15 protein-coding genes and 2 pseudogenes are annotated in these 19992 nt (G+C 69.0%); 6 read left to right on the top strand and 11 right to left on the bottom strand.

What is annotated here, in order from left to right; all coding sequences use genetic code 11:
- Positions 1-14 precede the first annotated feature (14 nt).
- On the bottom strand, positions 15-815 hold the full coding sequence (locus tag NRF20_RS41395) for a crotonase/enoyl-CoA hydratase family protein (protein ID WP_413754238.1): 801 nt from the start codon (positions 813-815) through the stop codon (positions 15-17).
- Between the two features lie 167 nt (positions 816-982).
- On the opposite strand from NRF20_RS41395, the gene NRF20_RS41390 reads away from it, so the two are divergent.
- From NRF20_RS41390 to NRF20_RS41380, 3 genes are all read left to right on the top strand, one after another.
- The gene (locus NRF20_RS41390; RefSeq protein ID WP_413754237.1) at positions 983-2611 is read left to right on the top strand and encodes an acyl-CoA synthetase; all 1629 of its coding nucleotides are present in this window, start codon (positions 983-985) and stop codon (positions 2609-2611) included.
- A 217-nt stretch (positions 2612-2828) separates the two neighbouring features.
- Positions 2829-3917 carry a nitrous oxide reductase family maturation protein NosD gene (locus NRF20_RS41385; RefSeq protein WP_413754236.1) on the top strand — a complete coding sequence of 363 codons (1089 nt, stop codon included), beginning with the start codon at positions 2829-2831 and terminating at the stop codon, positions 3915-3917.
- A gap of 35 nt (positions 3918-3952) precedes the next feature.
- A complete protein-coding gene (locus NRF20_RS41380; RefSeq protein WP_413754235.1) occupies positions 3953-5029 on the top strand; it encodes a methyltransferase in 1077 nt (358 codons plus the stop codon).
- Positions 5030-5114: 85 nt separating this feature from the next.
- On the opposite strand, the gene NRF20_RS41375 is transcribed toward NRF20_RS41380, so the two are convergent.
- The 7 genes from NRF20_RS41375 to NRF20_RS41345 all read right to left on the bottom strand — a co-directional run bounded on the left by NRF20_RS41375 (position 5115) and on the right by NRF20_RS41345 (position 10423).
- Entirely contained in the window at positions 5115-5447 is a 333-nt protein-coding gene (locus NRF20_RS41375; protein ID WP_266364819.1) for a TcmI family type II polyketide cyclase, read from the bottom strand.
- 76 nt (positions 5448-5523) lie between these two features.
- Positions 5524-6003, bottom strand: coding sequence for an SRPBCC family protein (locus NRF20_RS41370; protein ID WP_114242774.1), 480 nt, complete (start codon positions 6001-6003; stop codon positions 5524-5526).
- Between the two features lies 1 nt (position 6004).
- Positions 6005-6262 carry an acyl carrier protein gene (locus tag NRF20_RS41365; protein WP_093897914.1) on the bottom strand — a complete coding sequence of 86 codons (258 nt, stop codon included), beginning with the start codon at positions 6260-6262 and terminating at the stop codon, positions 6005-6007.
- Positions 6263-6278: 16 nt separating this feature from the next.
- On the bottom strand, positions 6279-7529 hold the full coding sequence (locus NRF20_RS41360) for a ketosynthase chain-length factor (protein ID WP_266364817.1): 1251 nt from the start codon (positions 7527-7529) through the stop codon (positions 6279-6281).
- Positions 7526-8794, bottom strand: coding sequence for a beta-ketoacyl-[acyl-carrier-protein] synthase family protein (locus NRF20_RS41355; RefSeq protein WP_093897912.1), 1269 nt, complete (start codon positions 8792-8794; stop codon positions 7526-7528). Before NRF20_RS41355 ends, NRF20_RS41360 begins: the two co-directional genes overlap by 4 nt.
- On the bottom strand, positions 8791-9225 hold the full coding sequence (locus tag NRF20_RS41350; RefSeq protein ID WP_266364815.1) for a cupin domain-containing protein: 435 nt from the start codon (positions 9223-9225) through the stop codon (positions 8791-8793). Before NRF20_RS41350 ends, NRF20_RS41355 begins: the two co-directional genes overlap by 4 nt.
- 76 nt (positions 9226-9301) lie before the next feature.
- Positions 9302-10423, bottom strand: coding sequence for a SchA/CurD-like domain-containing protein (locus NRF20_RS41345; protein WP_398629383.1), 1122 nt, complete (start codon positions 10421-10423; stop codon positions 9302-9304).
- A gap of 267 nt (positions 10424-10690) precedes the next feature.
- Between NRF20_RS41345 and NRF20_RS41340 the strand changes: the two genes are divergently transcribed.
- A complete protein-coding gene (locus NRF20_RS41340) occupies positions 10691-12319 on the top strand; it encodes an FAD-dependent oxidoreductase (RefSeq protein ID WP_413754234.1) in 1629 nt (542 codons plus the stop codon).
- A gap of 24 nt (positions 12320-12343) precedes the next feature.
- On the opposite strand, the gene NRF20_RS41335 is transcribed toward NRF20_RS41340, so the two are convergent.
- Positions 12344-13867 (bottom strand): alpha/beta fold hydrolase, encoded by a 1524-nt coding sequence (locus NRF20_RS41335; RefSeq protein WP_413754233.1) that lies wholly within the window; start codon positions 13865-13867, stop codon positions 12344-12346.
- 217 nt (positions 13868-14084) lie between these two features.
- Here NRF20_RS41335 and paaK point away from each other — a divergent pair, with 217 nt between their 5' ends.
- Complete coding sequence (gene paaK / locus NRF20_RS41330) at positions 14085-15374, top strand: phenylacetate--CoA ligase PaaK (RefSeq protein WP_398629385.1); 1290 nt, start codon at positions 14085-14087, stop codon at positions 15372-15374.
- Between the two features lie 107 nt (positions 15375-15481).
- Here the strand turns inward: paaK and NRF20_RS41325 are convergent.
- Positions 15482-17937: pseudogene (locus tag NRF20_RS41325) on the bottom strand (ATP-dependent Clp protease ATP-binding subunit).
- Positions 17938-18060: 123 nt separating this feature from the next.
- Complete coding sequence (locus tag NRF20_RS41320; protein ID WP_398629386.1) at positions 18061-19569, bottom strand: acyl-CoA synthetase; 1509 nt, start codon at positions 19567-19569, stop codon at positions 18061-18063.
- Positions 19570-19719: 150 nt separating this feature from the next.
- On the opposite strand from NRF20_RS41320, the pseudogene NRF20_RS41315 reads away from it, so the two are divergent.
- Positions 19720-19956 (top strand): annotated as a pseudogene (locus tag NRF20_RS41315) (penicillin acylase family protein); the annotation flags it as partial.
- Positions 19957-19992: the final 36 nt, after the last annotated feature.

The raw sequence follows: 19992 nt of genomic DNA, 5'->3' as shown, positions 1-19992 counted from the left end.
TTGTCTCCTTGGCTTCAGGCGCGCCGGTAGACGGGCGGGCGCTTCTCGGCGAAGGCGCGGGCGCCTTCCTTGGCGTCGGCGGTCGCAAAGACCGGCCAGCCGCGCTTCAGTTCGGCGGCGAGCCCATCGGTCTCGGTCATTTCGGCGGTCTCGTACACAGAGGCCTTGACAGCCTCGACAGCGAGCGGGCCGCAGGCATTGATCCGCTCGGCGACGTCGAGGGCCTGTTCCAGTGCGGTGCCGTCGGGGACGACTCTGCCGATCAGCCCGATGCGGGCCGCTTCGTCGGCGCTGTACGGGCGTCCGGTGAGGAGCATTTCGAGGGCGTGGGTGTGGGCGATCTGGCGGGGCAGCCGTACCGTCGAGCCGCCGATGGGGAACAGTCCGCGCTTGACCTCGAAGAGCCCGAAGGTGGCGCTCGCACCGGCGATACGGATGTCGGTGCCCTGCAGGATCTCGGTTCCGCCCGCCACGCAGTGGCCCTCGACGGCGGCGATGACCGGTTTGCGGGGGCGATGATGGCGCAGCATCGCCTTCCAGTGCAGATCGGGGTCGGCGGTCATCCGGTCGCGGTACTGCTCGCCATCCATCCCCTTGCCCGCCAGGGCTTTGAGGTCCATGCCGGCACAGAAGCAGCCGCCCGCGCCGGTGAGGACCACCGAGCGAACGGTGTCGTCCTCGTCCGCCGCCAGCCAGCCGTCGTACAGCCCGACCAGCATCGGCAGCGAGAGTGCGTTCTTCGCCTCCGGCCTGTTCAAGGTGAGCACCAGCGTGGCGCCCTCGCGCTGCACGGTGAGGTGTTCCGTACCACCCATTGCCTGCCTCCCGTCTCAAGACCTAGAACAGGTTGCAGTAGGTGGGGGTCCAGTTCAATAGTTTTCTGACAGTCAGTCAGATTTCTTCGACGGCCCCCCTTCCCACTTGTGCCTCCCAGCGCTCTAATGACCGCCGAGCCAGTCAGCATCCGGGGTCAGGAGGAACGGTGGAGTACAACCTTGCCGACCTGTTCGAGTCGGTCGTCGACGCGGTCCCGGAACGCGAGGCGCTCGTGTACCTCGATCACCCCGGTACGGGTGCGGAGCGCCGGCTGACGTACACGGAGCTGGACGCGGCCGCCAATCGCATCGCCCACCATCTGATCGAGGCGGGCATCGCCCCCGGCGAGCATCTGGGGCTGCACCTGTACAACGGAGTCGAGTACCTCCAGACGGTGCTGGCCTGCCTCAAGGCCCGTATCGTCCCCGTCAATGTCAACTATCGATATGTGGAAGAGGAGTTGGCCTACCTCTACCGTGATGCGGATCTGGCGGCGCTGGTCTTCGACGCCGAGTTCGACGACCGGGTCTCGGCTGCGACACCGAAGGCCCCGACTCTCCGTCACCTGATCCGGGTGGGGGCACCGGTGGCGGGCGTCCGCGGGCCGGACGCGGTGGCGTTCACGGACGCCGAGGCGGCCGGGAGCCCGGAGCGCGGCTTCGCGCCGCGGTCGGCCGACGACCAGTTCATCATCTACACCGGTGGCACGACCGGAATGCCCAAGGGTGTGATGTGGCGTCAGGAGGACCTCTTCTTCTCCGGCCTCGGCGGTGGTGCGCCGACCGGTGAGCCGGTGAAGACCCCGCAGGAGCTGGCCGAGCGGGTGGCCGCGGGCGGTGACGGGATCACCTTCTTCCCCACTCCCCCACTGATGCACGGCACCTCGACGCTCACCGCGTTCATCGGATTCAACTTCGGGCAGCGGGTCGTACTCCACCGCAAGTTCGTACCCCAGGAGGTGCTCCGTACGATCGAGAAGGAGAAGGTCACCAGCGTGTCCCTGGTGGGCGATGCGATGCTGCGGCCGTTGATCGACGCACTGAAGGGACCGCTGAAGGGCACCGACTGTTCGTCGATGTTCTCCATCTCCAGCTCGGGTGCGATCATGTCGGACTCGGTGCGTGCGGAGTTCCAGGCGCTGGTGCCGACAGTGATGCTGCTGAACAACTTCGGCTCGTCGGAGTCCGGGTTCAACGGTACGGCGACGGCCGATTCGGGCCCGGAGAAGGGGTTCCGGCTCCAGGTCAACTCCCGTACAGCGGTGGTCGATCCGGCGACGTACGAGCCGGTTGCTCCGGGCGAGCCGGGGCGGATCGCCCAGCGCGGCCATGTGCCGCTCGGGTACTACAACGACCCGCAGAAGACCGCGGAGACGTTCTTCCGCAGGGGCGACGAGCGCTGGGTCCTGCTCGGTGACATGGCGACCGTTGACGCGGACGGCATCGTCACGGTCCTCGGCCGGGGTTCGCAGTGCATCAACACCGGGGGCGAGAAGGTGTATCCCGAAGAGGTCGAGCAGGCGCTGAAGGCCCATCCGGATGTGTACGACGCGCTGGTCACCGGGGTGCCCGACGAACGGTGGGGCAATCATGTCGCGGCGGTGGTGCAGCTGCGCGAAGGGGCGGCCGAGCCCTCGCTCGACGACGTCCAGGCGCACTGCAGAACCCGTCTGGCCGGCTACAAGATCCCCCGCCGCCTGGTGATCAGCCCACGAATCCAGCGCTCACCGAGCGGCAAGGCCGACTACCGGTGGGCCCGCTCGGTCGTCGCCCCCCGGCGCGGGCCCGAGGGCTGAGACCGGGAACCGAGGACCGAAAGTCACCCGGATGGCTCCCGGCCCGGTGCACCCGAGGAACACCTGCACGGGCTCCGGCCCGGATCACCCGAGTGCGCCGTCGCGCGTCGGCTCCGCACACCGGGCGGCGGCCCCGGACTGAGCCATTCGGGGACACCGTGTACCCGACCGCTCACCCTATGTGGCAATGGGGGGAAATCGCCCATAGCGTCGGCTCATGAGGAAACGACACATCATGAGCCTTGTCTCTGTCGCGGTCGTCTCGGCCGCGGGACTCGTCGTCTCGGCCGCGGTATTCGGGACGGCAGTTCCGTCCACCACCGTCGCGAGCCCGCGTGTGGTGCACCCCGGCGGGTCGATCCAGAAGGCGGTGAACGCCGCCAAGCCGGGCGACACGGTCGTCGTCATGCCCGGCACGTACCGCGAGACCGTCCTGATCGACAAGAAGGGCCTGACCCTGCGCGGCCTCGGCGGCCGAACCGTCATCAAGCCCCCGACGGGCAAGACGCAGTCCACCGACGCCTGCGCGAAGGCCGGCAGCGGCATCTGCGTCCTGGGCAAGAAGGGCCGGACCGTCGACGGTGTGAGCATCGATTCGCTCACCGTCTCCGGATTCAAGAAGAACGGTGTCTGGGCCTCCTGGACGGACCAGCTGACCGTCCGGCGCGTGACCTCCGAGCACAACGGTGTCTGGGGCATCGCCCAGGAGCGCTCCACCCGCGGCCGGTTCACGGGCAACACCGCCCGCGCCAACGGCGACGCGGGCCTCTTCGTCGCGAACACCGTGGACGAGGAGGGCGGCGCCACCGACACCCGCGGCACCGAGATCCAGGACAACACGCTGGCGGACAACCGGATCGGTTTCACCGCCAGGCGCGTGAGAAACCTGTCGGTCCACGACAACACCTTCACCGGCAACTGCAGCGGTGCCTTCATCGTGGGCGACGAGGGCAAGCCGCAGGCCGGAGCCATGACGATCCAGTCCAACCAGATCACCGACAACAACAAGTACTGCGCCAAGACCGAACGCCTGCCCGCCATCCAGGGTTCCGGCATCGTGCTCACCGGCGCCGCGGACACCCAGGTCCGCTCGAACACGATCAGCAACAACGTGGGCGCCACGCCGCTCTCCGGCGGCGTCGTGCTGTTCAAGAGCTTCGTGGGCACGAAGAACACCGGCCACACCATCAGCGCCAATGTCGCACTCGGCAACAAGCCGGCCGACCTGGCCAACGGCGACACCGGCAAGCACAACACCTTCGTCGCCAACGTCTGCAAGAAGTCCACACCGGCCGGGATGTGCTGACCGGTGCACCCCCGCACTAGGAGAAGCGAAACAGCATGACCACTGTGAGTCCCACCCCCACACCGCCCCCCGTACACGCCGCCCTCCCGCACCCCGTCACACCCCCTCAGCCGGCCATGCAACTGCGCGAGATCGTCTTCGGGGCGGCCCGCGCGGCCGCCGTGCGCGCCGCGGCCCGGCTGGGTGTCGCCGACGCGCTGGGCGAGACGCCCGCGACCGCACAGGAGCTCGCGACGCTGGTGAAGACCGAGCCGGTGCCCCTGCGCCGGCTGCTGCGCGCGCTGTCCTGCTACGGGATCTTCGCCGAGACCCCGGACGGGTGCTTCACCCACACCGAGATGTCCCGCCTGCTGCGCGAGGACGACCCGAACAGCCTGCGCAACATCTCCCTGTGGTGCACCGAGCCCTGGACCTGGGACGTCTGGCCGCGCCTCGACGAGGCGGTGCGCACCGGCAAGAGCGTCTTCGCGGACGTGCACGGCAAGGGGTTCTTCGACTACCTCCACCAGGACGCCCACGAGTCGGCCCAGATCTTCAACCGGGCCATGACCACCTCCAGCATGCAGTCCGCGCTGGATGTCGCCGAACTCCTCGACCTCACCGGGGTGTCCGCGGTCGCCGACATCGGCGGCGGCCAGGGACACGTGCTGGCCAGCCTGCTGGAGAAGCACCCATCGCTCCGCGGTACCCTGATGGACCTGCCGGGCGTGGTGGCACGTGCCGACGCCCGGCTGCGGGACGAGGGGCCGCTTGTCGACCGGACCCGTATCGTGGCCGGGGACTGCCGCGAGGCCATCCCCGTCAAGGCCGATCTCTACATCATCAAGAACATCCTGGAGTGGGACGACGACAGCACGCGCAGGACGTTGCGCAATGTCGTCGCGGCAGCCCGCCCCGGAGCCAGGGTCGTCGTCATCGAGAACCTCGTCGACGACACCCCGTCGATGCGGTTCACCACCGCGATGGACCTGCTGCTGCTCCTCAATGTCGGCGGTGCGAAGCACACGAGGGAGAGCCTGGTGACCCGGATCTCGGATGCCGGTCTGCTGATCGACAGGGTCGTCCCGGTCAACCCCTACCTCCACGCGTTCGAATGCGTGGTCCCCGACTGATCTCCCTCCCCGGCGAACCTCCCCGGGAACAACGGAAGTCGCCCCGGGTCCGGCCAGTCGGCCGGACCCGGGGCGACTTCCCGTCTCAAGCGGTGGTGCCGCGCTCCCACCGGTAGAACTCGTGGGCCATGGCGTCCTTGGGGCTGCGCCAGGTCTTCGGGTCGTACGCGCTCACATATGCGGTGAGCTTGTCGCTGATGTCCTTGAACGCCGGGTGCTCCGTCACCTTGGCGATCTCGGGACCCGGCGGACGGTCCGATTCGATCAGGTGCAGATAGACGTCGCCGAACTGGAAGAGCTTGCGCCTGGTGACGCCGACGAGGTGCGGCAGTTCAGTGCTGTCGGAGGCGGCGAACAGCTCGGCGATGTCCGGCGCCGAACCCGGCGCCATCCGGGCGACGATCAGAGCGTGGTGCATCGTGGGATGCCTTTCTGGTTCCCGGCCCGGCCGCCCGGCCGTGCGGCCGGGCGGCGAGTCGTGGGCGGACGGCTGGTCAGCCGGCAGAGACCGAGGCGGTACGGCGCTCCCGGGCGCGCTGCTCGATCTTGTCCCGGATGAGCTCCATCTGGACCTTGGAGTTGCGGTTGATGTTGTCGGTCATCCACGCGTCGTCGACGGGTGCGTCGGGCCGCATCGCGAATTCCTGGGACCAGCGCATCTTCGTACCGCCGGGGACCTCCGAGTACTCCCACCGGATGTTCATGTGCTGGAACGGGCCCGGCTCGACACGGCGGGCGCGGACCGTGCGTGCGGCGCGGTCGACGGTCCGTTCGGAGACCCAACTCCAGACCTTGTCGTTCTCGTCGGGGTGCATGGTCAGGCGGAACGTCGTGCTGTCGCCGTCCCGTTCGATGACTTCGACCGCGGCGTACTCACTGAACAGCCGCGGCCAGTTCTCCAGATCATTCGTCACGTCCCAGACGAGGTCCAGGGGGGCGGCGATGGTGATCTCGTTCTCCGTGTGTCCGGACACTTCAGGCTCCAGTCATGAGGGTGGTGTTGACGAGGTCGAGGAATTCCTGGGGGGTCTTGCAGCGGTCGGCATCTGCCGGCAGCGCCCTGCCGTGCCGGTTCTCCAGCACGCCCACGATGCCGAGAAGGCCGAGCGAGTCGAGGCCGAACTCGTCGAAGGCGGACCCGGGGCGCTTCTCCATGTCCCGCGGGTCGACGGTGAGTCCGGCGCCCTTCTTCATCAGGACGGCGAGTTCCGTGTAGGTCAGTCGATCGGTCATGAGGACTTCTCCTTACTCACACTTGGATGTCGGTGGGGCGCCGCAGCACCATCGCCGCGTTCGAGCCCATGAGCCCGCGGCTGAGCACGAGCGCCGTCCGCAGTTCCGCGGGGCGCGCCTGGCCGGTGACCACATCGAGGTCGTGGCACACGTCGAAGACGTTCGGGGTGGGCGGTATCAGCGCGTTCTCCATGGAGAGCACGGCGGCGGCCGCATCCAGCACCGGTGCGCCGCAGTAGGCGCGCCCGATGCCGCTCTTGGGCGCCGTCACCGGTACCTGTCGGCCGTGCGCACCGAGTGCGTCCGCGATCGCGAGCGCCTCGGCGCGGTCGGCCGCCGGTACGCCGAGGGCGTCCGCGAAGACGACGTCGATCTCGTCCGGCGCGCAGTCGGCCTCCCGCAGGGCGCCGATGATCGCCTGGGCGAGGCCCTCCCGGGACTCCTCCCACCGGGCCGCCCCGGTGAACGTGGCGGCGTGCCCGGCGATTTCGGCCCGGACACGGGCCCCGCGCCGACGGGCCGACTGCTCCTCCTCGACCACCAGCATGGCACCGCCCTCGGCCGGCACGAAGCCGCAGGCGTCCGAGGTGAACGGCCGGTAGGCGCGGGCGGGGTCGTCACGGGTGCTCAGGTCCTCGTACCCGAGCTGGCAGACGACCGAGTAGGGCGCCAGCGGTGCCTCGGCCGCGCCGACCACCACCGCTTCGGTACCGCGGCGGATCGAACGGGCGGCATGCGCCAGCGCATCCAGACCGCCCGCTTCGTCGCTGGCCACGACCGCGCACGGCCCCTTGAAGCCGCCACGGATCGAGATCTGGCCGGTGCTGGCGGCGTAGAACCAGGCGATGGACTGGTACGGACCCACGTAGGTGGATCCCTGTCCCCACAGCCGTTGGAGTTCCCGCTGGCCGAATTCGCCGCCACCGGACCCGGCAGCGGTCACCACGCCGACGTCGAAGGGTGAATCCTCGTAGTCGGCGCGGCCCAGCCTGGCGTCGTCCAGCGCGATGTCCGCGGCGGCCATCGCGAAATGCGTGAACCGGTCGGTCTGGACGATGAAGCGCTCTTCGATCAGCTCCGCCGCTTCGAAGCCCCGCACCTCGCCCGCGACCCGCAGCGGAAGCTGCTCGCACCCCTCGCGGGTGACCCGGTCGAGGACGCTGATCCCTTCGTGCGTCCTCTTCCAGAAGGCCTCGGTGTTGGTGCCGTTGGGGGCGACGACACCGATACCGGTGACGACGGTGCGCCGCGCTTTACGGGTTTTCATGGTGTCCTCCCACCTGTTCTCGTCAGGGCCACCGCGGATTGGAAGCCGCCGAACCCGCTGCCGACCGAGAGGACGCTGCGCAGCTTCAGGGGACGTGCGGTGCGCGGCACGTAGTCGAGGTCACACTCCGGGTCCGGGCTCTCGTAGTTCGCCGTCGGCGGCACCGTCTGGTGGACCAGGGCGAGTACGCAGGCGGCGATCTCTATGGCCCCGATCGCCCCCAGCGAGTGGCCGACCATGGACTTGATCGAGCTCATCGGTACGTCGTAGGCGTGCGCGCCCAGTGCCCGCTTCACGGCGGCCGTCTCGTGCCGGTCGTTCTGCTTTGTGCCCGAGCCGTGCGCGTTGACGTAGTCGATCTGCGAGCCGTCCATGCGGGCGTGGTCGAGGGCCCGGTTGATCGCCTCGGCCATCTCCAGCCCTTCGGGGGTCAGCCCGGTCATGTGGTAGGCGTTCCCGAAGGTGGCGTAGCCCGCGATCTCGCAGTACACGGTCGCGCCACGGGCCCGGGCGTGCTCCAGCTCCTCCAGCACGAGCACCGCTCCGCCCTCGCCCATGACGAAGCCGTCACGGCGGGAGTCGAACGGCCGGGAGGCGTGTTCGGGGTCGTCGTTGTTCGCCGAGGTGGCCTTGATCGCGTCGAAACACGCCACCGTGATCGGGGTGATCGGTGAGTCGGACGCCCCGGCGATGCAGACGTCGACGCGGCCCTCCTCGATGGAGTGGAAGGCGTACCCGATCGCGTCGAGACCGGAGGTGCACCCCGTGGAGACGGTCTGCACCGGGCCGTGCGCGCCGACCTGTTCGGCCACCGCCGAGGCGAGGGAACTGGGCGAGAAGGCCCGCTCCAGATGCGGACCGGCCGGCCGGTGGTCGACATCCCAGCGGGCGCCACTGCCGCTGACGGCAACATAGTCGTGCTCCAGTCGGGTGGTGCCGCCGACCGCGGTGCCCAGCGACACACCCATCCGCCAGGGGTCCACCTTCTCCGGGTCGAGCCCCGCGTCACCGAGTGCCTCCCTGGCGGCAACCATCGCGAACTGGACGTACCGGTCCGACCTGGCGACCTGGTCCGCGTCCAGTCCGTGCGCCGCCGGGTCGAAGTCGCACTCGGCGGCGATGCGGGAGCGGAAACCGGCCGGGTCGAAAAGCGTGATGCCCCGGGTGGCGGTGCGTCCGTTCGCGAGGAGGTCCCAGAAGGCCGGTGCGCCGATGCCGCCGGGGGCCACGACGCCGACACCGGTGACCCCCACGCGGCGGGTCATGAGGCGGCCTCCGTTCGTTCCGGCGGCGCGATGCCCTCGCCGGACTCCGTGTGCTCCGTGTCGACGTGGCCGAGTTCCGGGCGCGGGGCGAGGGGGCCGAGGTGGAAGACCATGCGTGCCTCGACGTCGCCCACGTTTCGGAATCGGTGGCGTACATGGGGAGGGATCAGCAGGCCCTGGTCGGGCCGCATCCGGTGCGGTTCACCGTCCAGATCCACCTCCAGGAGACCGTTCACGACGTACACGAACTCCTCGGAGTACGGGTGGTAGTGCTCGCCGATGCGGTCGCCGGGCTGAACGATGGCCAGCCCCATGAAACCGCTGGTGGCTCCCACGGCCGTCGGCGTGAGCATGGCGCGAAGGTCGCCTCCGCGCCTGCGGTTGGGCTGCGTCTCGCTGAGGTCCACGATGCGTGGCCGGTGCATGGTCATGACTGCTTTCCTCCTGGCGCATTGCGCGTTGTGATGACGGGTTGAGCGAGAACCCCCCAGGGTGCGGATGCGCGATTCAGGACTCCATGGCCTGCCGATCCGTGATCAGGGTCATCTCGGACTCCGTCAGGAAGTGCGGGATGTCCTGCTCGGTCGCGGGTACGGCATTCGCGCCGCCGTCGAGGAGGCGTCCGAGCCTGGCCACCTTGCCGGGGCCGTCGATGCCGACCACCTGGGCCGGCTGCGCGTCGATCGGTCCGACCGCTTCGAGGAGGCGGACGACGACGTCGTCGCGTTGGAAGATGGTGCTGCTGTCAATGATGCTCGCCGGGTCGTCGGCCGCCTCCTCGTCATGGCCGGCGAGCAGCCGGGCGAGTGCCATGCCGCAACCCTCCTTGGCCTGGTAGAAGAGTGCGTGCCGGCGGATGTCCTCGGCCTTGTGCCGGCCCGCGGTCACGTGGTGGACGGTCGGGAGCGCCGCTCGGGTGAAGAACATCCGGGCGGAGTCCGGATCGCTGAGGTCCCGGTCCTGTTCCAGGTACGGGTTGATGGCCTCTTCGACGGCCCTGACCTCGGGTGCCCGGGCGACGTGCCGCAGGGCCGCGAGGAGGTCGCCCTCGACCTCGACCGCCCGTACGACGCGGTTTCCGTGCATGAACAGCGAGGTGCGGCGCAGCCGGGTTACATCGTCGACACGAGCCTTCGGGGACTCGTAATCGGCCAGGATCTTCGCCACGATGTCCTCTGTGCCCGACTTGACGGTGAAGGTGAGCGCGTGGCGCACCACCCCGTCGCCCAGCCGGGGTGACGCCTGCAGGCGGCCCTTGGCCGCCTCGGGCGCCAGCTCGAACGCCTTGCCGGTCTCCCGCAGCACGCTGAAGCGCAGCGAACGGGTGTCGCGTACACAGCTGTGCAGCGGCTGGACCGTCGCGACGTGCTCCTCACTGTTCACCCAGGCGAGGAACGGCGGTGCGCTCTCCCACTCGCTGGTGATCAGCCACTGGGAGGGGTTCTCGATGGACTGGCACAGCTGATCGCTGATGTGCCCGGGGACGGATGCCACCTGATTGCGCAGGTGCTCATACGCCTCCAGGAACTGCTTCTGGGCCCCGTCGTAGAGGTCCAGCAGCAGAACGACACGCAGCCTGGAACCGTCGAAGGCGGACTGGGAGATCCGTTCCGAGAGGGTGGTGGTCATCTTTCGATCTCCTTCGAGACAGTTTCGTGGTCAGGCCGGATGGCATGCCGTCAACCGTCGGTTGGCGAGTGGATTCGGAGCGGGGACTCTCCCGGCGGACGTCGTCGGTCCGCCCCCGTGACCGCGGGCATCGTCTCCGTGACCGATCGTGAAACGCTGGTCCGGGTGGCGCGAGATTTATGAACCGTTCAGGTGAGCGACCGTCCGAACCGCTCCGACAAGGGCATTGAACAATGCATCCGAACGGCGTCCGAGCTGGAGCAACTGATGAACGAGAACGTCGACCTTCGCGTACCGGTCCTCATCGTGGGCGGCTCCCTGGTGGGCCTGTCCGCCTCACTTTTCCTCGGCCGGCTCGGCATCGAGCATCTGCTGGTCGAGAAGCACCGATACACCTCGACACATCCTCGCGGACGCGGCAACAACGTGCGCACGATGGAGGTCTTCCGCACGGCGGGTGCCGAGCCGGGCATCCGGGAGGCGGCCTCGGTCCTCGCCGACAACCACGGCATTCTGCAAGCCGGCTCGCTCACCGGGGACGACCAGGAGTGGCTGTTCAAGGAGATCGACCCGGGTGGCGGACTCGCCCGCTTCAGCCCGGCCGGCTGGTGTCTGTGCAGCCAGAACGATCTGGAACCCGTGCTGGTGAAACTGGCCCGTGAACAGGGCGGGGACCTGCGGTTCTCCACCGAGATGCAGAGTTTCGACCAGGACGGGTCGGGAGTGGACGCGACGCTCAAGAACCGGGAGACCGGAGAGCACATCAGTGTGCGCGCGGACTACCTCATCGCGGCCGACGGTCCGCGCAGCCCCATCCGTGAGCAGCTGCACATCGACCGGACCGGGCCCGGTGATCTCTTCCACAACGTGAGCATCACCTTCCGCTCCCGGCAGCTCGCCGATGTAGTGGGTGACCGACGCTTCATCGTCTGCTATCTGACCAACCCCGCAGCGGACGGGGCCCTGTTGCCGGTGGACAACAAGGAGGATTGGGTGTTCCACGCGCCGTGGCAGCCCCAACTGGGCGAAACCCTGGAGGACTTCACCGACGAGCGGTGTGCCGAGCACATCCGTACGGCGGTCGGCGCTGTGGACATCGACATCGAGATCACCGGGAAGGCCCCGTGGCACGCGGCGGAGCGGGTCGCGGAGCGGTACGCGTCCGGCAGGGTCTTCCTCGCCGGGGACTCGGCCCATGAGATGTCCCCGACCGGGGCGTTCGGCTCCAACACCGGCATCCAGGACGCGCACAACCTGGCCTGGAAGCTCGCCACGGTACTCAGGGGCAAGGCGGGCCCGGGTCTGCTGGACACATACGAGGCGGAGCGGCTGCCGGTGGCTCAGGCGACGAGCGCGCGGGCCTCGGCGCGTTCCAGCGAGCACAGCCACCCGGGATACGCGGCGGCACCGGGCGTGGGCGGCGGGAAGCAGGGCGGCATGCTCACCGTGGCACTGGGCTACCGCTACGTCCGCGGCGCCGTGCTGGGTGCCGATCCGCAGCAGCCCGTGGTGCCGCAGGGAATGCAGTTGAACGGTCAACCCGGCAGCCGCGCCCCGCATCTGTGGGTCCGTCAGACCGGTGATCGCAAGTCCACTCTGGATCTGTACGAGCGCACCCTGGTGCTGCTCACCGATGGTGAGGACGTGACGTGGCGGCGGGCGGCGGCGCGGGTCGCCGACCGCCTTTCGGTACAGCTCCAGGCGTACGGCATCGGCCCGGGCGCCGATCTGGAGCCGGAGAACGGGGCCGACTGGGCCGAGATCCACGGCACGACGCCCGAAGGCGCCGTGCTGGTGCGTCCCGACGGCTTCGTGGCCTGGCGGTCGACGGGTTCCGTGGCCGACGCCGAGGCCACCCTCCACGAGGTCCTGACCACCCTGCTGCACCGGACCTGACCCTGTCGGTGAGCGCCCCGGGCGTCAGACCAGACCGAACGACCGCAACTCCGCGAGGAATTCGTCCGGCCTCTCGGTGTGGACTAGGTGTCCGGCCTCGATGGTGACGAAGCGGCCACGGGGTATCCGTCCCGCCATCCAGACCAGCCTGTCCTGGGCGATCTGGCTGGCGGGGCCGCCGCCGATGACGAGGGTCGGGGCGGTGATCTCGCCGAGGCGTTCCCGACCGGCCGGGTCCGGTTCGTTCAGCTGGGCGTTGGTCGACGGCACCACGGGCCAGTCGAAGCCCAGTTCCTCGTCGGGTCGTTCGACGTGGCCTCGCGGCGGGTCGAGCGGGAACGGCGGCGGGACCTCCTCCAGGACGAGCCGGCCGATCAGTCCGGGCTCCCGCTCGGCGAGCAGATAGGCGGCAGCGGCGCCCATGGAGTGTCCGACCACGGTGGCGCCCGCCAGGTTGCGGGCCTCCAGGAAGGCGTGCAGATCGTCCCGGAACAGCTCGAAGGAGTAGCGGCCGGGCCAGTCGCTGAGGCCGTGCCCACGGAAGTCGAATGCGTACAACCGGTGTTCGTCGGCCAGGCGTTCGGCGATCTCGGTCCAGGTCCTGCTGTCGCCGCCGCGACCGTGGACGAGTACCACGGGCGGCGCCGACGGATCCCCCCATACCCGGTAGGCGAGCCGTGTGCCACCGGCCTGCACGCTGAGCACTTCCGGATCAAGGAAGGCGTTGACCGTACGGACGAAGGCACCCGGATCGTCCAGCCATGGGAAGTGCGCCGCGCCGCGCTGCACGGCGAACTCGGCGTTCGGGAAGAGCGCCACCAGTTCGGCGGCGCGGTCGGGTGTCGGCCCTCCGTCGTACTCCCCCGCGAGGACGAGGACCGGTGCGGTCACGTGCTCCAGCGCGGCGGCGGTGGCGGCCGGATCGAAGACACCGTCCTGGTAATAGGTCTGTGCGGCCTCGGAGTTGGTCTGTCCCGGTGCGGCGGCGGCATGGGCCCTGGCCGTGTCGTCCCATCGTCCGTAGCCGAACGGCTCTATGACGGAGCGGACTTCACTCATCTCGCGCCCCGACCAGACCGTCTCCAGCGCGGCCAGTCCGGCCACGTACCACGGTTCGTCCTGGCGCAGTTCACTGGCATCGCGCCAGTCCTGGTCGGTGACGTCGATGCCGACGGCCCGGGTACCCGGTGTGATGAGCGTGAGCGTACGCAGCCGCTTCGGGTGCCGGGCGGCATAGAGTTCGGCCAGGTTGGCGGACGCGGAGTGGGCAAGCAGGTCGATGTGTTCGTGGCCGAGGTGTTCGCGTAGGGCCTCGACGTCGTCGACCAGGCGGTCGCAGCGGTACGTCGACGGGTCGTCCGGTACCGCGGAGTCCCCGGTGCCGCGCAGATCGAGCACCACGAGCTGCCGGTGGGCCGAGAGTCCGCCGAGGTCACCCAGGTACGCGCCGGCACGCATCGGTCCACCGGGCAGACAGATGAGCGGTGCGCCCGATCCCAGGAGGCGGTAGGCGAGTTCGGTCCCGTCGTATGCGTGGAAGATCGGCATGTACGCCATCCAAACAGGGCCGTCCGGACGACGCAGCCGTGTTCGGTGTGAGCGTATCCGCGAGAGGTGGCACAGGCGCAGCGTGGCGACAGCGATGAAGGGGCCGGACGCAGATGAGCTGTGTCGCCCCTCTTGCCATGTGGCGGAACATCCTGAATTACTGCTACCGAAAGATCGACCGAATGATCGGTCGCCTGCACGGAAGAGGGAGATCCGGATGACGGCTCTGCTGGACGCGGCGGAACGACTGGGCCGCGACGAGCTGGAGGCACTCCAGCTGGAGCGGTTGCGGGCCACCCTGCGCCACGCGTACGAGAACGTCGGCCACTACCGGGCCGCGTTCGACAAGGCCGGGCTGCACCCGGACGACTGCCGTACGCTCGCCGATCTCGCCCGCTTCCCCTTCACGACCAAGGCGGATCTGCGGGACAACTACCCCTTCGGCATGTTCGCCGTCCCCGAGGACCGCGTACGGAGGATCCATGCGTCCAGCGGGACGACGGGCCGTCCCACCGTCGTCGGTTACACCCAGCGGGACCTGGATACCTGGGCGGACGTGGTCGCCCGCTCGATCCGGGCCGCCGGCGGCCGTCCCGGACACAAGGTGCATGTGGCGTACGGATACGGGCTGTTCACCGGCGGTCTGGGGGCGCACTACGGGGCGGAACGGCTCGGCTGTACGGTCATCCCGGCGTCCGGTGGCATGACGGCCCGCCAGGTCCAGCTGATCCAGGACTTCCGGCCCGAGATCATCATGGTGACGCCGTCGTACATGCTGACGCTCCTCGACGAGTTCGAGCGGCAGGGCGTCGACCCGCGGACGACCTCCCTGAAGGTCGGGATCTTCGGTGCCGAGCCGTGGACGGAGGAGATGCGGCGCGAGATCGAGGAGCGGTTCGCGATCGACGCGGTCGACATCTACGGTCTTTCGGAGGTGATGGGGCCCGGTGTCGCGCAGGAGTGCGTGGAGGCCAAGGACGGGCTGCACATCTGGGAGGACCACTTCTATCCGGAGGTCGTCGATCCGTTCACCGGCCAGGTGCTGCCTCCGGGTGAGGAGGGCGAGCTGGTCTTCACCTCGCTCACCAAGGAGGCCATGCCGGTGATCCGCTATCGGACGAGGGATCTGACCCGGCTGCTGCCGGGCACGGCGCGGGTGTTCCGGCGGATGGAGAAGGTGACCGGGCGCAGCGACGATCTGGTGATCCTGCGCGGGGTGAATCTCTTCCCGACCCAGATCGAGGAGATCGTGCTGCGTACGCCGGGGGTGGCGCCGCACTTCCAGCTGCGGCTGACCCGCGAGGGCCGCCTCGACGCACTGACCGTACGGGCGGAGGCACGGGCCGAGGCGACACCGGAGCAGCGGATGGCCGCCGCGGAGTCGATCACGGCGGCCGTCAAGGACGGGATCGGGGTGTCGGTCGGGGTCGAGATCGTCGATCCCGAGACGCTGGAGAGGTCGGTCGGCAAGTTCAGGCGGATCGTGGACGAGCGCGGGGGGCGTTAGGCCTCCTCTTTGGGACCTTTCCGGGCTCGCGTTCGGGCCTTTCCGGGTTCGTGCGGCCGTTCGCTCCAGTCGTGTGCTTCCACTGGGAGCCTGCGGCTGCGGGCTCCTCAGCCTTGCGAACCGGCGATGGTGCAGGCGAGCTCGCCGTCCCGGGCGTCGCAGACGACTGTGTCGCCGGGGTTGAGCGTCCCGTCGAGCAGCATGTTCGACAGCCGGTTGTCCAGCTCGGACTGAATCGTGCGGCGCAGCGGCCGGGCGCCGAACTCGGGCTGGTAGCCGAGGTTGGCCAGCAACTCCGCGGCCGTCTCGGTGACTTCCAGATTGATCTTCTGCGCGTGCAGTCTGCGGCGGCTGCGCTCCAGCAGCAGGTCGACGATCCGGATCAGGTCCTTCCGGGTCAGGGCGTGGAAGACGACGATCTCATCGATCCTGTTGAGGAATTCGGGCCGGAAATGCGCCCGCAGCTCGGCCATGAGGTCGTCCCTGATCTCGTCCACCGAGCCCGGGTGGTCCAGGATGTGCTTCGACGCGATGTTGCTGGTCATGATGATCACGGTGTTGCGGAAGTCGACCGTGCGGCCCTGCGCGTCCGTCAGCCGCCCGTCGTCCATGACCTGGAGCAGCAGATTGAAGACGTCCGGGTGGGCCTTCTCCACCTCGTCGAAGAGCAGGACGCTGTAGGGTTTGCGGCGTACCGCCTCGGTGAGCTGTCCGGCCTCCTCGTAGCCTACGTATCCGGGCGGGGATCCGACGAGCCGGGAGACGGTGTGCTTCTCCTGGAACTCACTCATGTCGAAGCGGACCATCCGGTCCTCCTCGCCGAACAGCAACTCCGCGACTGCCTTCGCGAGTTCGGTCTTGCCGACGCCGGTGGGACCGAGGAAGAGGAAGCTGCCGGTGGGACGGCCGGGGTCGCCCATGCCCGCCCGGCCACGACGCACGGCCTGGGCCACGGCAGTGACCGCCTCGTCCTGGCCGATCACACGCTTGTGGAGCGCCTCTTCGAGTTTCATCAGCCGCTCGCGCTCGGTCTCGGTGAGCTGTGAGACGGGGATACCGGTGCGCCTGGACAGCACTTCGGCAATGTCCTCGGCAGTGACGTCGCCGACCTCGGCCCGTTCCCCGCCGAGATCGGCGAGCCGGCGCTCCGTCTCCTGGATGCGCGATTTGAGCTCGGCCGCGCGCTCGAAGTCCTCGTTGCTGACTGCTTGGTCCTTCTCCCGGTTCAGCATGGTGAGCCGGTCCTGGAGGTCGGCGGCCTCGGTGCTGCCGCCCACACCGCGCAGCGCCACCCGCGCCCCCGCCTGGTCGATGAGGTCGATGGCCTTGTCGGGCAGGAAACGGTCGGTGACGTAACGGTCGGACAGCGCGGCTGCGGCATCGATGGCCTCGTCGGTGATACGCACCTGGTGATGCGCCTCGTACGAGTCGCGCAGCCCGCGCAGGATCTCGACGGTCTCGTCCACGGTCGGCTCGCGCACCACCACGGGCTGGAAGCGGCGTTCGAGGGCGGCGTCCTTCTCGATGTTCTTGCGGTACTCGTCGATGGTGGTCGCGCCGACGAGACTGAGATCTCCGCGGGCCAGCGCGGGCTTGAGAATGTTCCCGGCGTCCATGGCGCCTTCGCCCCCGCTCCCGGCGCCGACCATGGTGTGCAGTTCGTCGATGAACAGGACGATGTTTTCTCCGCAGCGGTGACCTCGTCGATCACCTTCTTGAGCCGCTCCTCGAATTCGCCGCGGTACTTGGAGCCTGCCACGAGTGCGGCCATGTCGAGTGAGACGACCCGCCTGTCCTGCAGGGCCTTGGGCACGTCACCGGAGACGATCCGCTGTGCCAGCCCCTCCACGATGGCGGTCTTGCCGACGCCGGGATCGCCGATGAGCACGGGATTGTTCTTGGACCGGCGGGAGAGGATCTCCACGGTCTGCTCGATCTCGTCGGCCCGGCCGACCACAGGATCGAGCCGGCCGCTGCGGGCCTCCTCGGTCAGGTCTCGCCCATAGTCGTCAAGGGTCGGGGTGCTGGTGTGCCCGCCGGCCGCGGGCTGCCGGCCGCCGAACGCCTCGCGCAACGTCTGCGGGGAAGTCCCCTCGGAGCGCAGCATCTGCGCGGCACCGAAACTCGGGTCCTCCAGCAGCGCGCTGAGGATGTGCTCGGGGCCGATGTACGAAGCGCCGCTTGCCTGGGACCGGGCGTGAGCGGCCAGCAGAGCCCGCTTCGCGGCAGGCGTCAGGGCGGGCTCCCCGTTCCCGCTGCCCGAAGGCAGCACCTCCTGCAGCTCTGCCGCCAGCTTGTCCGGATCGACGCCGGCCTGTTCCAGGATGCCGCGGGCCGGCGCCACCTGGGTGGCGGCCCACAGCAGATGTTCGGTGTCCAGGTCGGATCCGTCCTCGGCGGCACGGCCGCCTGCAGCCGCCAGCAGCTCGTGCGAGGAGTCGCTGAGGAGGCGGCCGATGGGCACGCGTTGCACGGCCGGCGGAGAGGCCGCCGGGCTCATACCGAAGAAACGGTTGAAGAGGTCGGAAAACGGGTCATCCGACCCGAAGGGAGAAGTCGTCACAGTGATCACCCGATCCGGCGCGGGCTCCGCACGACCGCGCGCCCCCTGCTGTCGTCGCTTGCCCGAACACACCCAGTCTTCGCCACGACGGGCCATCATGCGACCGGAGGAAATCAGGCAGGCTCAGCGGCCCTGCGCGAACCGGTCGCGCAGCTCCCGCTTGAGGATCTTGCCGCTCGCATTGCGCGGCAGCTCCTCCACGAAGAGGACCTTCTTCGGGGCCTTGAAATGAGCGAGCCGCTCACGGGCGTGGTCGATGAGTTCGGACTGCGTCGCTTCATCGCGCAGGACGACGACGGCGGTGACGGCCTCGATCCAGCGGTCGTCGGGCAACCCGACGACCGCGACCTCGGCAACGGCGGGATGGGTGTAGAGGGCGTCCTCGACCTGACGGGAGGCGACGAGGACACCGCCGGAATTGATGACGTCCTTCACCCGGTCGACGACCGTGAAGAAGCCCTCCGCGTCACGCACGGCGAGGTCGCCGGAGTGGAACCAGCCGTCGCGGAAGGCTTCCGCGGTCTCCTCGGGCTTGTCCCAGTAGCCCTCGCACAACTGGGGCGAGCGGTAGACCACTTCACCCGCCGTGCCGTCGGGGACCTCCTTGCCGTCCTCGTCCACGACCCGGGCCTCGACGAAGAGGACGGGCCTGCCGCAGGAGTCCATCCGGCCCTCGTGCTCGTCCGGTCCGAGGACGGTGGCGAGCGGGCCGATCTCGCTCTGTCCGAAGCAGTTGTAGAAGGCGAGCGCGGGCAGCCGGTCGCGGAGCCGTTCCAGTACGGGTACGGGCATGATCGACGCGCCGTAGTACGCCTTGCGCAGCCCGCCGAGTTCGCGCGTGGTGAAGCCGGGGTGCTGGGAGATGCCGATCCAGACGGTCGGCGGGGCGAAGACGCTGCCGGCCTGCCCCGTCTCGACGAGGTCGAAGATCCGGTTCACATCGGGTGCGTCGAGGATGATGTTCTCTGCACCGACCGCGAGGTAGGGCAGCAGGAACACATGCATCTGCGCGGAGTGGTAGAGCGGCAGTGAGTGGACCGGCCGGTCGGTGGCGCGCAGATCGAGCGCGGTGATCGCGCTGACGTACTCGTGGACGAGCGCGCCGTGGGTCATCATCGCGCCCTTGGGGAGTGCGGTGGTGCCCGAGGTGTAGAGCAGCTGGACGAGGTCTCCCGCGGCCGGTTCGCGCTCCGGGGTGAAAGGACGCGGGGTGGCGGTGGCGTCGAGGAGGGAGTCCGGCGTGTCACGCAGCGCGCGTACGGAGAACGCGGCCGGAATCCGGTCGGCGAGGTCCGCGTCGGTGAGGACGAGCGCGCTTCCGGACTGGTCGAGGATGTACGTGAGGTCGTCACCGGCGAGGTTCTGATTGACCGGCACATGGACCAGGCCCGCGCGGGCACAGGCGAGGTAGCCGATCAGATACGCGTCGGAGTTGTGCGCGTAGGTGGCGACCCGGTCGCCGGGGTGCAGCCCGTGCTCGCCGGTGAGGACCGCCGCCGCGGTACTGACGGCCGTGTCGAGTTCCGCGTAGGTCCAGGACCTCTCCGCGTACCGCAGGGCGGTGCTCGCGGGGGTACGCCGGGCGCTGCGGGCCACGACGCCGTCGACTGTGCTGCTCCGTACACCTGTCATGGCGTGATCCTGTGCGGCCGGAACCCGGTGGTCAAGGGGTCGGATACCGGTCGGGATGTTGACAGGGGTGCGGGGGTGCCGGCTGAGTGGCGCGCGGCGACTCGAACCCTCGGGTAACCGCCTTTCGCGCACGCACAGTTGGGAGGACCAATGCCTCTCCGTAACCGTCTCAGACTTCTTGCGATATCCGGTCTCGCGCTGTTCACCGTATCGGCATCGCTGCCGCCCGCCGCGGCCGACGGCTCGCGCACACAACGTCCGTCGGGCGGTGGGCTGTCCGCCGTGATCCGGTACACCGAGTACGGCATCCCGCACATCGTGGCGAAGGACTACGCGAACCTGGGTTTCGGCAATGGCTGGGCACAGGCCGCCGACCAGGTGTGCACGGACCCGGCATCAGCGGCCAGCCACCGGCAGGCCACG

The organism is Streptomyces sp. R-74717 (assembly GCF_047305335.1).
Classification (GTDB): Bacteria; Actinomycetota; Actinomycetes; order Streptomycetales; family Streptomycetaceae; genus Streptomyces; species Streptomyces atratus.
The sequence above is the reverse complement of the archived record's forward strand: the minus strand, read 5'-3'. Positions and strand labels throughout refer to the sequence as shown.

What these genes read in the sequence shown, in the direction of transcription:
- NRF20_RS41355 (WP_093897912.1), bottom strand. Translation starts at nt 8,794, where the DNA reads ATGACCCGCCGCGTGGGGGTCACCGGTGTCGGCGTCGTGGCCCCCGGC.
- NRF20_RS41395 (WP_413754238.1), bottom strand. Translation starts at nt 815, where the DNA reads ATGGGTGGTACGGAACACCTCACCGTGCAGCGCGAGGGCGCCACGCTG.
- NRF20_RS41345 (WP_398629383.1), bottom strand. Translation starts at nt 10,423, where the DNA reads ATGACCACCACCCTCTCGGAACGGATCTCCCAGTCCGCCTTCGACGGT.
- NRF20_RS41320 (WP_398629386.1), bottom strand. Translation starts at nt 19,569, where the DNA reads ATGACAGGTGTACGGAGCAGCACAGTCGACGGCGTCGTGGCCCGCAGC.
- NRF20_RS41360 (WP_266364817.1), bottom strand. Translation starts at nt 7,529, where the DNA reads ATGAAAACCCGTAAAGCGCGGCGCACCGTCGTCACCGGTATCGGTGTC.
- paaK (WP_398629385.1), top strand. Translation starts at nt 14,085, where the DNA reads ATGACGGCTCTGCTGGACGCGGCGGAACGACTGGGCCGCGACGAGCTG.
- NRF20_RS41350 (WP_266364815.1), bottom strand. Translation starts at nt 9,225, where the DNA reads ATGACCATGCACCGGCCACGCATCGTGGACCTCAGCGAGACGCAGCCC.
- NRF20_RS41340 (WP_413754234.1), top strand. Translation starts at nt 10,691, where the DNA reads ATGAACGAGAACGTCGACCTTCGCGTACCGGTCCTCATCGTGGGCGGC.
- NRF20_RS41365 (WP_093897914.1), bottom strand. Translation starts at nt 6,262, where the DNA reads ATGACCGATCGACTGACCTACACGGAACTCGCCGTCCTGATGAAGAAG.
- NRF20_RS41380 (WP_413754235.1), top strand. Translation starts at nt 3,953, where the DNA reads ATGACCACTGTGAGTCCCACCCCCACACCGCCCCCCGTACACGCCGCC.
- NRF20_RS41335 (WP_413754233.1), bottom strand. Translation starts at nt 13,867, where the DNA reads ATGCCGATCTTCCACGCATACGACGGGACCGAACTCGCCTACCGCCTC.
- NRF20_RS41385 (WP_413754236.1), top strand. Translation starts at nt 2,829, where the DNA reads ATGAGGAAACGACACATCATGAGCCTTGTCTCTGTCGCGGTCGTCTCG.
- NRF20_RS41375 (WP_266364819.1), bottom strand. Translation starts at nt 5,447, where the DNA reads ATGCACCACGCTCTGATCGTCGCCCGGATGGCGCCGGGTTCGGCGCCG.